Here is a 12,182-nt window from a genome sequence, read left to right as displayed (position 1 = left end):
CCGGCTCGGACGCTCATTTACAGCCAGTAAACTCCGCGTCCTCGCCGGTTTTTGCCTTGCCTGGCCTTCGCTCGTTGCCTGCTCACAGCACCTGGGGCAACTGGTACTTCGCCTACGGCTCGAATATGAACCCGGCGCGCATGCAGGTTCGCGGCCTGACGGTGCTGGAGGCGTTGCCAGGGCATCTGCCGGGTTACAGCCTGTGCTTTAACAAGCGTGCCGCGGACCGGGCGCCGGGGCGGGCTTACGCCAATATTCGCCATCAGTGCGATGGGCGGGTGGAAGGCGTGCTATATCGCCTGGCCGACGCTGGCGAGATCGCCAAGCTGGATCACTTCGAAGGCACGCCGATCTATTACAGCCGCGAGTGTTTACCGATTGTCGCGGCCCATGGCGTGCAGCCGGCCTGGGTGTATATCGCCAACCCGGCGTTTCGCGAAGAAGGGTTGCTGCCCAGCGCTGATTACCTGGCCCATTTGCTGGCCGGGCGTGAATTATTGTCCGAAGCCTACTGGTCGACGTTGGCGGCCTGGTCAGTCCATCCCGACTGACCAGGGGCCAGGCCGCAGCTGTTCAGCACATCCTGCCAGCTGCGCACATGGCGCGCGGTGGCCAGCTGAAAATCCGCCCATAACGACGCCTCGTGACTAATCAATTGCTGCAGGTATTCCCGCGTCGCTGGCGGTATCTGCGTCACGCTGCTTAGGCTGCGCAGGCTGCTGCTCCAGGCCTGGCCGCGTTGATCCACGAGCGCCAGGTAGGGCTGTAGGCCACCGGCGTAGTACTTGACGAAGATGTTCTGCACGATGCGTGCGCGTTCTGTGGCCTTGCCCGTGGGGCAGAGTGGTCGACCCTGTTGGCGGCTTTGCAGCATAGCGCTGCCTTGGTTGAGGCTGTGGGTAAGGCTGGCCAGGCTGCTGATCAACTGGCCGCCCTGGTCGCTGGCGTGCAGAGCAAAGAACAGCGGATCAAGCTGTTCGGTACTCGGCGGCAACCTTGCGGGCAGCGCGCTACCGATGGCCGCCAGCTGCGCCAGGGCATCCAGCGCAGCACTGTCTTCGTCGGCATTCGGCGGCAGGGTCCGATCGGCAAAGCGCAGGTAGCGTTCGACTTCCTGGCTGGCATTCAGGGCATTCCAGAACACGCCGGGCAGTTGCGCACGTTTTTCTTGCGCCAGTTGTTCAAGGGTGTTGCGCAACGGTTGCTGGTCCTGACTGCGCAGGTGCTCGCCGCAGGCATCCAGCGCGCGCAACAGATCGCCTTCGTAAGCCAGGCGACTGCTGGGCGTCAGTTGCTTGCCGAGGCTGTTGTTGCGCAGGCTGATTTGCTGTTGCAGGGCAGGGCAACGACGCGCATCGACAAGCAGGTCGAGCAGGCTGATGCGCAGTTCGGTAATTTCTATCAGGCGTTCGCGGCGTGCGGGTAGACGGTAGCGGGTCAAGTCGCGGGGATCGAAGGCCGTTGCCGGTTCTACATCCAGAGCGTTACTCAAACGCTGCAGGTAATCGGCCTGCAACGCCAGGCCATCATCGGCAGGCGTGCAGGCGCACAGGCAAAGTGCAGTGATCAGAAGCAGTAGGCGGGCGTTCATCAGGCCATCTTAGCGGCTCGGATACGTTTACGCGCGCTACTGGCCAGGCGCACGGCGAGCATGCCGCCAGCGCAGGTCAGGCCAACCACCAGACCTTGCCAGAGCCCGCTGGGGCCACTCGGCTCGCCAAACCAGTCGGTTAGACCGAGCGCATAACCCACCGGCAGGCCGATACCCCAATAAGCGAACAGCGTCAGAATCATGGTGACGCGGGTGTCCTGATAGCCGCGCAACGCGCCGGCGGCCGTCACCTGAATGGCGTCGGAGAACTGGAACAGCGCTGAATACACCAGCAGGGTGGTCGCCACAGCGATCACTGTGCGGTCCGGGGTATAGATCTGCGCAATCTGTTCTCTTAACAGCAGCATCAGGCTGGCCGACAGGCAGGCGTAGCCCAGCGCTGCTGCCATGCTCACTCCTGCAGCAAAGCGCGCCTCGCGCGGCTCGCCACGGCCCAGTGCCTGGCCGACCCGCACGGTGGCGGCCATACCCAGGGAGTAGGGGATCATAAACACCATGGAGCTGAAGTTCAGCGCGATCTGGTGCCCGGCTACTACGGTGGCGCCCAGGCCGCCGATCAGCAGGGCGATCACCGCGAAGATGCTCGACTCGGCAAACACTGCGATGCCGATGGGTAGGCCGACCGAGAGCAGGCGCTTGAGCACCGGCCACTGTGGCCATTCGAAGTGGTTGAAGATTTTACTCGGTTGATAGAACGGCGCCCATTTCACCCACCAGAGCATGCTCAGGAACATAAACGTCATCACCAGGCCGGTGGCCCAACCGCAGCCGACACCGCCCATGGCCGGTAGCCCGAGCTTGCCGTAGATAAAGATGTAATTGAGCGGAATATTCAGCGCCAGGCCACACAGGCCGATGACCATGCTCGGCCGGGTATGCCCAAGGCCGTCGCTGAAGCAGCGCAGCACGTGGTACAGCGCCACGGCCGGAAAGCCGCAGGCCACGGCGCGCAGGTAGCCCATGGCGGGTTCAATCAGTGCCGGGTCGACGTTCATCAGGCTGAGGACGATTTCCGCATTCCACAGAATCACCGCCGCCGCGATACCCACCGTCAGGGCCAACCACAGTGCCTGGCGCACCAGCGGGCCGATCTCGGTATGCGCGCCTGCGCCGAAGCGCTGTGCGACCTTGGGTGTGGTGGCCAACAAAATGCCGGTCATCAGCAGAAATACCGGTACCCAGATCGAATTACCCAACGCCACGGCAGCCAGATCCTGCGGGCTGACCCGGCCGGCCATCACGGTGTCGACGAAGCCCATGGCAGTGTTGGCCAACTGAGCAATGATGATCGGCGTTGCGAGCTTCAGCAGGCTGTAGAACTCGGTGCTGACGCGTTGCAAGCGGGTTTGGGCGAGCATTGTGGGTGTGTCCGGCAGTGTGTCAGGAAACCGCGCAGTCTACGCCCTGACGGCTTGGTCAGGAAACCTTGTTGCACAGTGTTTCAGCGCAACGGGCGCATTGCGCTACTCAGCGTAGCCAAGCGGTGCAGGCAGGTTAGAATGCCGGCCTGATTTGTGGAGTCCCTCATGCAGATAGTCGCCGACGAAAACATTCCCCTGCTCGATGAATTCTTCACCAGTTTTGGCGAGATTCACCGCTTGCCCGGCCGCAGTATCGATGCGGCCGCTGTTGCCAATGCTGACCTACTACTGGTGCGTTCGGTGACTCAGGTTGATCGCGCGCTGCTCGAAGGTTCGGCAGTGAAGTTTGTCGGCACCTGCACCATTGGCACCGACCATCTGGACCTCGATTACTTCCAGCAGGCCGGGATTACCTGGGCCAGTGCGCCGGGCTGCAATGCCCGTGGCGTGGTCGACTATGTGCTGGGCAGCCTGCTGGTATTGGCTGAGCAGCAGGGTGTCGATCTGGCTAGCCGCACCTATGGCGTGATCGGCGCGGGGCAGGTTGGCAGCCGTCTGCTCAAGGTGTTGCGTGGCCTGGGCTGGCGTGTGCTGGTCTGCGATCCGCCGCGTCAGGCGGTGGAGGGTGGTGATTATGTCAGCCTGCAGCAGGTGCTGGACGAGTGCGATGTGATCAGCCTGCACACTCCGCTAGAGCGTCTGGGGGAGTATCCGACTCATCACCTGTTCGATCACGCACGTCTGGCCGCACTCAAACCCGGCAGTTGGCTAATCAATGCCAGTCGCGGTGCGGTGGTGGATAACCAGGCCTTGCGTGAGTTGTTGCTGCAGCGCACTGATCTGCAAGTGGTGCTGGATGTCTGGGAGGGCGAGCCGCAAGCGGACGTCGAACTGGCCGCGTTGTGCCGTATCGCCACGCCGCATATCGCTGGTTATAGCCTGGACGGCAAACTGCGCGGCACCGCGCAGATCTATCAGGCGCTGTGTCAGCACCTGGGTGTTGCGCCCAGCGTTGAACTGGCGCAACTGATGCCCTCCGCCTGGCTGAGTGAGCTGGCGATTGATGCCAGTGCCGATCCGGCCTGGGCTTTGGCCAGTATCTGCCGCGCGGTGTATGACCCGCGCCGCGATGATGCGGATTTTCGCCGGGGTCTGCAGGGCGATGCGGCAACGCGGCGTGCGGCTTTTGACGGGCTGCGCAAACACTACCCGATGCGTCGGGAAATCGACGGGTTGACGGTGGGCGTGCAGGGTAGTGCGCCGGCATTGGTTAGCCTGGTGCAGGCGCTGGGTGCGAGGTTGAATCAGCTGTAGCGAAGGGCAGCGAATGCTGCCCAGGCGGGAAACTTACTTACGCTTGCCGGCTTGCTGCTGGGCTTTTTCCAGTGCATTGCAGGCTTGCTGGATCATCTCTTCGGTGATCGGGATTTCACGGCCCTGGCCGTCAATGACAAAACCACCAATCGGCATTGTTGTGGCTTTTTGCGAATTCTGTTGTTGGCTGTGCATGGCTTGTCTCCTCATCGGTTAGCGCGATTTTATGAGTGTTAGATGAAGGCGCTATGACAACTGCGACGGCAGAAAACCGCCGCAAGACACAGAGCAAGTTAGCCGTTGCAGGCACTGTGCCAGGGCCGGCAGTTATTGAGCAGGCAGGTATTGAATTAGAGGGTGTTATGGGGCTTTTCCATATTGGCTTGATCATCAACCCATTGGCCGGGCTGGGCGGCCCTGTGGGGTTCAAGGGCAGTGACGGCATGGCTGAACAGGCGTTGGCGCTGGGTGTTGAGGCCAAAGCGGCGCTGCGCACGCAAACCGCGCTTGAGGTGCTGCTGCCGCTGCGCGAGCGCCTGGAGTTCGTCACCTTTCCCGGTGCCATGGGTGCGGATCTGCTTGCTGAAATGGGCTTTGCTCACCGCGTGGTCGGCGAGCTGAGCGCAGGGCCGAGCAGCGCCGCCGATACCCGTCAGGCGGTTGAGCGGCTGCAGGAGGCTGGCGTGGCGCTGATTATGTTCGCCGGTGGCGATGGCACAGCGCGGGATATCTGCGCGGCGGTACGCGAAGGGCAGCCGGTGCTGGGTATTCCGGCCGGGGTGAAAATTCAGTCCGGGGTCTACGCCATTAGCCCGCGCGCGGCCGGCGAATTGACTGCGCGGCTGATTGAAGGCGGCCTGGTGCGCCTGAGCAGTGGCGAGGTACGCGATATCGATGAAAGCGCCCTGCGCGAAGGCCGCGTGACCGCGCGCTGGTACGGCGAGCTGACGGTGCCGCAGGAGGGCGGCTACGTGCAGCAGGTCAAGCAGGGCGGCGTTGAGTCGGAAGAATTGGTACTGGGCGATTTGGCCGATTGGCTGAATGACAGCTGGGAACAGGACGTACGCTACGTGTTCGGCCCGGGATCAACCCTGCATGGTTTGGCACAGAATCTGGGTATCGAGACCACCTTGCTTGGCGTGGATGTGATCGAAAATGGTCAGCTGCTGGCCTGCGATGTCAGCGAAGCGCAGCTATTCGAGCTGATTGATGGCCATCCAGCGCGTCTGCTGGTCACTGCCATTGGCGGCCAGGGGCATATTATTGGCCGCGGCAACCAGCAGATCAGCCCACGCGTGCTGCGCGCTATTGGCCTGGACAACCTGCGTGTGGTCGCCACCAAACGCAAACTTGGCACGCTGCAAGGCCGGCCGCTGCTGGTAGACAGCGGCGATATCGCGCTGGACGATGCTTTCCCAGATGCCGTGCGCGTGTGGGCCGGTTATAAGGAAGAGCTGCTGTATCCCGTGGGCAGGCAGTCACTGAGCCAGTAAGGAGGCGTTGTGCGGGCAATTCTGCTACTCGCGCTTAGTATTCTGCTGAGCACCCACGTCTGGGCGCTGCAGGCCGATGCCTTAGTCGCGGCTGCCCGCGAGCAGGTCGGCGTCACCGTGAGCTATGACCCGGCCTATCGCCGCCTGAATTACCCGAATGGCGATGTGCCGCTGAATACCGGCGTATGCACCGATGTGGTGATTCGCGCGCTACGCCAGCAGGGGCTGGATTTGCAGCAGGCGGTGCATCAGGACATGCGCGCAAATTTTCGCCTGTACCCGAAGAACTGGGGGCTAAGCCGGCCCGATAGCAATATCGATCATCGCCGCGTGCCGAACTTAATGACCTGGTTTAAACGCCAAGGCTGGGCGCTGGCGCTTGGTCAGGATGCCGAGCGCTATCGGCCTGGTGATATCGTCACTTGGGATCTGGGCGGCGGCTTGACTCATGTCGGCATTATCAGCGACCGCCAGGCCGGCAGCGGCATACCGCTGGTGCTGCACAATATCGGCCGCGGCACCCAGGAAGAGGACATTCTCTTCAGCTTTAAAATTACCGGCCATTACCGTATCCCCGCAGTTTGAGGGCTGCGCAGAAGGAGTTGGACATGCAGGAGCAAACACTTCCACCCCTCATCCAGCCCGGCGAGCGCGTGGTGCTGTTCGACGGTGTGTGCAAACTGTGTAACGGCTGGGCAAAGTTTCTGATTCGCCATGACGTTGAGCAGCGCTTTCTCCTGGCCTCGGTGCAGTCGGCCGAGGGCCAGGCGTTATTGGTTTGGGGCGGTTTGCCGACTGATCATTTCGACAGCATGGCGCTGATCGAGAACGGCCAGATGCTGCTGCGTTCGGATGCGGTGCTGCGCATCCTCGCGCAGTTGCCCAGCCCATGGCGTTATCTGGCCTGGCTGCGGCTGATTCCACGGCCTGTGCGTGACTGGTTCTATGACCGTATTGCGCTCAATCGCTACCGGCTGTTTGGCCGCTACGAAAGCTGTCTGTTACCGAGCGCTGACCATGCCCGGCGCTTCTTGCATGACTGATCCGCGGCTAGGGCAGATCGCTTGGCTGGCGCGTATCACTTTGGCGTTGGTATTTATCTGGCATGGCCTGGTGCCGAAGATTCTCTGGTTAAGCCCGGATGAGCTGGCGATGATTACGGCCCACAATCTTCCAGCCCCTGAGTGGGTGGCGCGCATTGCCGGCTTTGCGGAAATAGTGCTGGGTCTGTTGCTACTTTGGCGGCGTCAACGCTGGCCCTTGTTACTGGCAGGGGTGCTGTTGATTGGGCTGCTGCTTGATGTGGCGCTATTTAGCCCCCATCTACTGCTGCAGGCATTCAATCCGCTGTCGACCAATCTCGCTGCTTTGGCGCTGTGTTGGGTAGCCTGGCGGGCGGAAACGCCTCAATCGACTCCTAATTAACCGGCGTCAGCGCCCCAGCGAGCCTTCATGCTTTCGATCCTGTCTTCCCGTCAGTGTAATGCCCTGCGCATGGCTTGGCGCTTTATTGCGCCGTATCGCGGTCGCGTATTTGGGGCCTTGCTGGCGCTGATGTTTACCGCTGCCATCACCCTGTCCATGGGCCAGGGCATCAAGCTGCTGGTCGATCAAGGCCTGGCTACGCAGTCGCCGGCAGCGTTACAGCAATCCATTGGGCTGTTCTTCGTGCTTGTGCTGGCGCTGGCCATTGGTACTTTTACGCGTTTTTATCTGGTGTCGTGGATTGGCGAGCGGTTTGTTGCGGATATCCGTAAGCGCGTGTTCAACCATCTGATCGACCTGCATCCGGGCTTTTATGAGAGCAACCGCAGCTCGGAGATTCAGTCACGCCTGACCGCTGATACCACGCTGCTGCAATCGGTGATCGGCTCGTCGCTGTCGATGGCGTTGCGTAACCTGATCATGCTGGTCGGTGGCAGTGTGCTACTGGTGGTCACTAACGCCAAGCTCAGCGGTATCGTGCTGATGGCCTTGCCGCTGGTGGTGGCGCCGATTTTGATTTTTGGACGTCGCGTACGCGCACTGTCACGCCAGAGCCAGGACCGCGTCGCCGATGTCGGCAGCTATGTCGGCGAGGTGCTGGGACAGATCAAGACCGTGCAGGCCTACAACCACCAGGCTGAGGACAAGCGCCGTTTCGGCCTGTCCGCCGAGGCGGCTTTCGACACCGCCCGCCAGCGCATCGCCCAGCGTGCCTGGCTTATTACCGTGGTGATCGTATTGGTGCTCGGTGCGGTGGGGGTGATGCTCTGGGTCGGCGGTATGGACGTGATCGCTGGGCGCATCTCCGGCGGTGAGCTGGCGGCGTTCGTGTTCTACAGCCTAATTGTCGGTTCGGCCTTTGGCACCCTGAGTGAGGTGATTGGCGAGCTGCAACGCGCCGCCGGTGCCGCCGAGCGCATCGCCGAGCTGTTACAGGCACGCAATGAAATCACCCCGCCGGCGTCCGATGCGTTGCATCTGACCCAACCGGTGCAGGGGCGTATTGAATTGCAAGAACTGCGTTTCGCTTATCCGTCGCGCCCCGGCAGTTTTGCTGTGGACGGTATCGATCTACAGGTTGCAGCAGGGGAAACCCTCGCGCTGGTCGGGCCGTCCGGTGCGGGTAAATCGACGCTGTTTGATCTGCTGCTGCGCTTTTTCGACCCGCAGACCGGAAGCATCCTGATCGATGGCGTGCCGATTCAGCAGCTCGACCCTCGTGAGCTGCGCAGCAGCTTTGCCCTGGTGTCGCAGAACCCCGCGCTGTTCTTCGGCTCGGTTGAAGACAATATCCGTTACGGCAAAACCACTGCCAGCCTGGCCGAGGTCGAAGCTGCGGCCAAAGCCGCGCACGCCCACGAATTTATTATGAAGCTACCGGATGGTTACCAGACTCACCTGGGCGACGCTGGTCTCGGCCTTTCCGGTGGCCAGCGCCAGCGTCTGGCGATTGCCCGTGCGCTGCTGGTCGATGCACCGATTCTGCTGCTCGATGAAGCGACCAGCGCGCTGGACGCTGAGAGCGAGCATCTGATTCAGCAAGCCTTGCCGCCGCTGATGGAAGGGCGCACCACCCTGGTTATCGCCCATCGACTGGCAACGGTCAAAAGCGCTGACCGCATCGCAGTGATCGAGCACGGCAAGCTGGCCGCGATTGGCACGCACAGTGAGTTGGTCAACAGCAGCCCGTTGTATGCGCGTCTGGCCGAGTTGCAATTTAGCAATGAGGCTGAGGTGGTTGGTTAACACCTTGGGCCGGGCATTGTGGGAGGGGCTTTAGCCGCGAGCAGGCTGTAGCGGTTTTGCTCCGTCGCGGCTAAAGCCCCTCCCACCAGAGCATGCTGCGGTTCAGCTTCTGTTCAGATAGGTTAAAGCGGCTTGGCTTTGGGGCGGATGGTTGCCGCCGCTCCGGCCGAGGCGAGGATGATCGCGCTGATCGCCAGCCACTGGTTGAGCGTCAGGCGCTCACTGAGGAACAGCAGGCCGGAGAGCGCGGCAATTGCTGGCTCCATGCTCATCAGAATGCTGAAAGTGCGCGCCGGTAAGCGGGTCAGAGCGACCATTTCCAGGCTGTAGGGCAGGGCCGAGGAAAGTACGGCTACGCCGAGGGCGACGGGCAGCAGGTCCACTGAGAACAGACCGCTACCGGCTTGCCATAGGCCAATCGGGAACACCAGCAAGGCCGCGACGATAGTGCCGAGGGCCACGGTCTGCTTGCCGTGTTCGGCGCCGGCTTTTTGCCCGAAGATGATATACAGCGCCCAGCACACGCCGGCAGCCAGTGCCAGCGCCATGCCGACCGGGTCCAGCGGCACATCGCTTTGCCCCGTGGGTAACAGCAACCAGAGGCCGAAAACAGCCAGGGCGATCCAGACGAAATCCAACAGGCGCCGCGACGAAAGCAGGGCCAGGCCCAGCGGGCCGGTGAATTCCAGGGCTACGGCGATGCCCAGTGGAATGGTTTTCAACGAGAGGTAGAACAGCAGGTTCATGCCACCCAGCGACAGCCCGTAAGCCAGCAGGGAACGGCTGGACTTCAGCGTCAGCTTGGCCTGCCACGGACGCATCAAGATGCACAGGATTAGCGCGGCAAGGCTCAGGCGCAGGGCCGTGGTGCCGCTTGCACCAATCTCCGGGAACAGCCCCTTGGCCAGGGACGCGCCGCTCTGGATCGAGGTCATGGCGATCAGCAGCAACAGGATCGGCAGGATCACCAGAGAGAATTGCGTTGAGCGCGGCATGGCTGTTCCTTTGAGTTATCTATCCAGTAATAAAAAAGCCGGCCACTGGGGCCGGCTTTTAAGCACCACGGCTATGGCTTAGCGGTATTCACACAGGTAGGCAGTATCAGCTGCCACCTTGAGTTGGAACTTGCTGTCGGCCGGTACGGTGAATTTGCTGCCGCTGGTGAAGGTTTCCCAGTTTTCGCTGCCTGGCAGTTTCACGGTCAGGGCACCGGCGACCACGTGCATGATTTCGAGCTGGTTGGTGCCGAATTCATACTCGCCTGCAGCCATCACGCCAATGGTGGCCGGGCCTTCAGCCATGCCGAAGGCGATGGATTTGACGGTGCCGTCGAAGTATTCATTGACCTTGAACATCTGCAGTTCCTCGATAAGGGGATTAAAAAGGCTGGCCACCAGTAGCGACAGGCCATAGAAAAAGGCCCGCCAGTATGCCCAAGCGGTTTTTCTTCGTCATCTGCTTTGCACAGGCAAAACCAGCGGCAGCAGCCGAGCGGTATTGCGTGCATCGGTCAGGGCGCGATGCTGCTGGCCCTGGAACTGCAAGCCAGCCAGATTCAGCGCCATCTTGAGGCCAATCGGGCTGGGCAGTTGGCGGGCTTCGGCGAAGCGTTTTTTCAGGTTGATATGCGGGATCTGGCTCAGGTAGCTCTCTAGGCCATGGGCGCGCCATTCCTGTTCAAACTGACGGCGGTCGTAGTCGCCCCAGCTGGCCCAGCCCGCCAGTTGCGCTTGATGGGCCAGCAGCCAGCGTTCGAATTGTGCCCACACCGCACTCAGCGGCGCGGCGGCATCGACATCGGCCTGGCTGATCTGGGTGAGCTGACGGCAGAAATGGGTTAGGTGCGGGCGCCGGGTGGGTCGCACAAAGCGTTGGAAGTACTCGATTTCATGGCCGCCAGCGTTGACCAGACTGGCGCCAATTTCGATGATTTCCATATCTGTGACCGGCCAACCGCCTTCTTCGGTGGTGGCTTCTAGGTCGATTACCAGCCAATGCTGCATAAGCCCTCCTTAGCGTGCAGCGAGTATGGAAGCAGTTTCGGCGTTGGGTAAAGTCTGCTAGGTGAGGCTATCCATACAGTTTTGCCCTATGGCTGTACTGGCGCTGGCCCCATGTGGCGGGCATGCTTGCAGCCGGGTTCGCATCTGCTGGGCAGTGCGGATGTGAAGTTAAGCAAAAGCGCGTTGTGAATGGCGCTAGAAGGTAGAGGTGGATATGGCAAAGCTGGCGTTTATCGGGCTGGGTGTAATGGGTTACCCGATGGCCGGGCATCTGGCACGCGCCGGGCATCAGGTGTGTGTGTACAACCGCACCGCAGCCAAGGCTGCGCAGTGGGCCAGCGAATACCCAGGCAGCCACGCGCCAACACCGCGTGAAGCGGCCGAGGGCGCTGAGTTTGTGATGGTCTGCGTGGGCAATGACGATGATTTGCGCGGTGTGGTTCTGGGCGAGCAGGGCGCCTTCGCTGGCATGCAACCCGGCGCGGTGTTGGTCGACCACACTACCGCTTCGGCGCAGGTAGCCCGCGAACTGGCCGAACTGGCAGCCGTACGCCAGCTGGGGTTTCTCGATGCGCCTGTATCTGGCGGTCAGGCAGGGGCGCAGAACGGCGCGCTGACCATCATGGTCGGTGGTGAGGCAGCGACCTACGCGAAAGCCGAGCCGATCATTCAGGCTTATGCACGTATGGCCCGACTGATGGGCGAGGCGGGCAGCGGTCAGCTGACCAAGATGGTCAATCAGATCTGCATCGCAGGCCTGGTGCAGGGCTTGTCCGAGGCACTGCATTTCGCTGAGTGCGCGGGGCTCGACGCGCATGGCGCGATGGAGGTGATCAGCAAGGGGGCGGCGCAGTCCTGGCAGCTGGAGAATCGCCATAAAACCATGCTGGCCGGTGAATTCGAACATGGCTTTGCCGTGGACTGGATGCGCAAGGACCTGTCTATTCTGCTGGCCGAGGCCCGCACTAATGGCGCGCAGTTGCCGGTAACCGCGCTGGTCGATCAGTTCTATGCCGATGTGCAGGGCATGGGAGGCAGTCGTTGGGACACTTCCAGCCTGTTTGCCCGTCTGCGCAAGCGCTAAACCGTATGTGATCGCCTGGCAGCTGAGAACAGCCGTCTATACTGGATTCAACGCCAGTCTGGAGTCGGCGCTGTTCTCTCTTTC

At 61.6% G+C, this 12,182-nt stretch carries 14 protein-coding genes; 8 read left to right on the top strand and 6 right to left on the bottom strand.

The annotated features are described in order from the left end of the window. The first annotated feature begins 56 nt into the window (after positions 1–56). A complete protein-coding gene (locus ACIGEK_RS12120) occupies positions 57–551 on the top strand; it encodes a gamma-glutamylcyclotransferase family protein (protein ID WP_397493552.1) in 495 nt (164 codons plus the stop codon). Here the strand turns inward: ACIGEK_RS12120 and ACIGEK_RS12115 are convergent. Then, on the bottom strand, positions 509–1,591 hold the full coding sequence (locus ACIGEK_RS12115) for a DUF3080 family protein (RefSeq protein WP_397493551.1): 1,083 nt from the start codon (positions 1,589–1,591) through the stop codon (positions 509–511). The genes ACIGEK_RS12120 and ACIGEK_RS12115 overlap by 43 nt on opposite strands. Beyond that, on the bottom strand, positions 1,591–2,970 hold the full coding sequence (locus tag ACIGEK_RS12110; protein WP_397493550.1) for an MATE family efflux transporter: 1,380 nt from the start codon (positions 2,968–2,970) through the stop codon (positions 1,591–1,593). Before ACIGEK_RS12110 ends, ACIGEK_RS12115 begins: the two co-directional genes overlap by 1 nt. 168 nt (positions 2,971–3,138) lie before the next feature. On the opposite strand from ACIGEK_RS12110, the gene pdxB reads away from it, so the two are divergent. Then, positions 3,139–4,287, top strand: coding sequence for a 4-phosphoerythronate dehydrogenase PdxB (gene pdxB / locus ACIGEK_RS12105; RefSeq protein WP_397493549.1), 1,149 nt, complete (start codon positions 3,139–3,141; stop codon positions 4,285–4,287). 33 nt (positions 4,288–4,320) lie between these two features. Here pdxB and ACIGEK_RS12100 read toward each other — a convergent pair whose 3' ends face one another. Then, positions 4,321–4,497, bottom strand: coding sequence for a PA1571 family protein (locus ACIGEK_RS12100; protein ID WP_397493548.1), 177 nt, complete (start codon positions 4,495–4,497; stop codon positions 4,321–4,323). Positions 4,498–4,649: 152 nt separating this feature from the next. On the opposite strand from ACIGEK_RS12100, the gene ACIGEK_RS12095 reads away from it, so the two are divergent. Genes ACIGEK_RS12095 through ACIGEK_RS12075 form a run of 5 tightly spaced genes read left to right on the top strand, consistent with a single transcriptional unit; the run spans position 4,650 to position 9,011 of the window. Beyond that, positions 4,650–5,780 carry an ATP-NAD kinase family protein gene (locus tag ACIGEK_RS12095; protein ID WP_397493547.1) on the top strand — a complete coding sequence of 377 codons (1,131 nt, stop codon included), beginning with the start codon at positions 4,650–4,652 and terminating at the stop codon, positions 5,778–5,780. 9 nt (positions 5,781–5,789) lie between these two features. Continuing rightward, the gene (locus ACIGEK_RS12090; protein WP_397493546.1) at positions 5,790–6,365 is read left to right on the top strand and encodes a DUF1287 domain-containing protein; all 576 of its coding nucleotides are present in this window, start codon (positions 5,790–5,792) and stop codon (positions 6,363–6,365) included. A 23-nt stretch (positions 6,366–6,388) separates the two neighbouring features. Beyond that, positions 6,389–6,823 (top strand): thiol-disulfide oxidoreductase DCC family protein, encoded by a 435-nt coding sequence (locus ACIGEK_RS12085; RefSeq protein WP_397493545.1) that lies wholly within the window; start codon positions 6,389–6,391, stop codon positions 6,821–6,823. Next, positions 6,816–7,205: a DoxX-like family protein gene (locus tag ACIGEK_RS12080; RefSeq protein ID WP_397493544.1), complete on the top strand. Its 390-nt coding sequence runs from the start codon at positions 6,816–6,818 to the stop codon at positions 7,203–7,205. The genes ACIGEK_RS12085 and ACIGEK_RS12080 overlap by 8 nt, the downstream gene beginning before the upstream one ends. A gap of 27 nt (positions 7,206–7,232) precedes the next feature. After that, a complete protein-coding gene (locus tag ACIGEK_RS12075) occupies positions 7,233–9,011 on the top strand; it encodes an ABC transporter transmembrane domain-containing protein (RefSeq protein WP_397493543.1) in 1,779 nt (592 codons plus the stop codon). Between the two features lie 122 nt (positions 9,012–9,133). Here the strand turns inward: ACIGEK_RS12075 and rhtA are convergent, their stop codons facing one another. The 3 genes from rhtA to ACIGEK_RS12060 form a co-directional block, all read right to left on the bottom strand. Further along, complete coding sequence (rhtA, locus tag ACIGEK_RS12070; protein ID WP_397493542.1) at positions 9,134–10,006, bottom strand: threonine/homoserine exporter RhtA; 873 nt, start codon at positions 10,004–10,006, stop codon at positions 9,134–9,136. Positions 10,007–10,084: 78 nt separating this feature from the next. Then, positions 10,085–10,366, bottom strand: a complete 282-nt coding sequence (locus ACIGEK_RS12065) for a pyrimidine/purine nucleoside phosphorylase (protein WP_397493541.1) — start codon at positions 10,364–10,366, stop codon at positions 10,085–10,087. Between the two features lie 96 nt (positions 10,367–10,462). Beyond that, entirely contained in the window at positions 10,463–11,014 is a 552-nt protein-coding gene (locus ACIGEK_RS12060; protein ID WP_304867801.1) for an exonuclease domain-containing protein, read from the bottom strand. 214 nt (positions 11,015–11,228) lie between these two features. On the opposite strand from ACIGEK_RS12060, the gene ACIGEK_RS12055 reads away from it, so the two are divergent. Next, positions 11,229–12,098: an NAD(P)-dependent oxidoreductase gene (locus tag ACIGEK_RS12055; RefSeq protein WP_397493540.1), complete on the top strand. Its 870-nt coding sequence runs from the start codon at positions 11,229–11,231 to the stop codon at positions 12,096–12,098. Positions 12,099–12,182 lie beyond the last annotated feature (84 nt).

The organism is Pseudomonas sp. NPDC079086 (assembly GCF_044542155.1).
GTDB lineage: Bacteria > Pseudomonadota > Gammaproteobacteria > Pseudomonadales > Pseudomonadaceae > Aquipseudomonas.
This window is presented reverse-complemented; position numbering and strand designations above follow the sequence as displayed.

Bases quoted from the DNA above. Each gene is read 5' to 3' on its own strand.
- ACIGEK_RS12115 (WP_397493551.1), bottom strand. From the start codon at position 1,591: ATGAACGCCCGCCTACTGCTTCTGATCACTGCACTTTGCCTGTGCGCC.
- ACIGEK_RS12110 (WP_397493550.1), bottom strand. From the start codon at position 2,970: ATGCTCGCCCAAACCCGCTTGCAACGCGTCAGCACCGAGTTCTACAGC.
- pdxB (WP_397493549.1), top strand. From the start codon at position 3,139: ATGCAGATAGTCGCCGACGAAAACATTCCCCTGCTCGATGAATTCTTC.
- ACIGEK_RS12100 (WP_397493548.1), bottom strand. From the start codon at position 4,497: ATGAGGAGACAAGCCATGCACAGCCAACAACAGAATTCGCAAAAAGCC.
- ACIGEK_RS12095 (WP_397493547.1), top strand. From the start codon at position 4,650: ATGGGGCTTTTCCATATTGGCTTGATCATCAACCCATTGGCCGGGCTG.
- ACIGEK_RS12085 (WP_397493545.1), top strand. From the start codon at position 6,389: ATGCAGGAGCAAACACTTCCACCCCTCATCCAGCCCGGCGAGCGCGTG.
- ACIGEK_RS12080 (WP_397493544.1), top strand. From the start codon at position 6,816: ATGACTGATCCGCGGCTAGGGCAGATCGCTTGGCTGGCGCGTATCACT.
- ACIGEK_RS12075 (WP_397493543.1), top strand. From the start codon at position 7,233: ATGCTTTCGATCCTGTCTTCCCGTCAGTGTAATGCCCTGCGCATGGCT.
- rhtA (WP_397493542.1), bottom strand. From the start codon at position 10,006: ATGCCGCGCTCAACGCAATTCTCTCTGGTGATCCTGCCGATCCTGTTG.
- ACIGEK_RS12065 (WP_397493541.1), bottom strand. From the start codon at position 10,366: ATGTTCAAGGTCAATGAATACTTCGACGGCACCGTCAAATCCATCGCC.
- ACIGEK_RS12060 (WP_304867801.1), bottom strand. From the start codon at position 11,014: ATGCAGCATTGGCTGGTAATCGACCTAGAAGCCACCACCGAAGAAGGC.
- ACIGEK_RS12055 (WP_397493540.1), top strand. From the start codon at position 11,229: ATGGCAAAGCTGGCGTTTATCGGGCTGGGTGTAATGGGTTACCCGATG.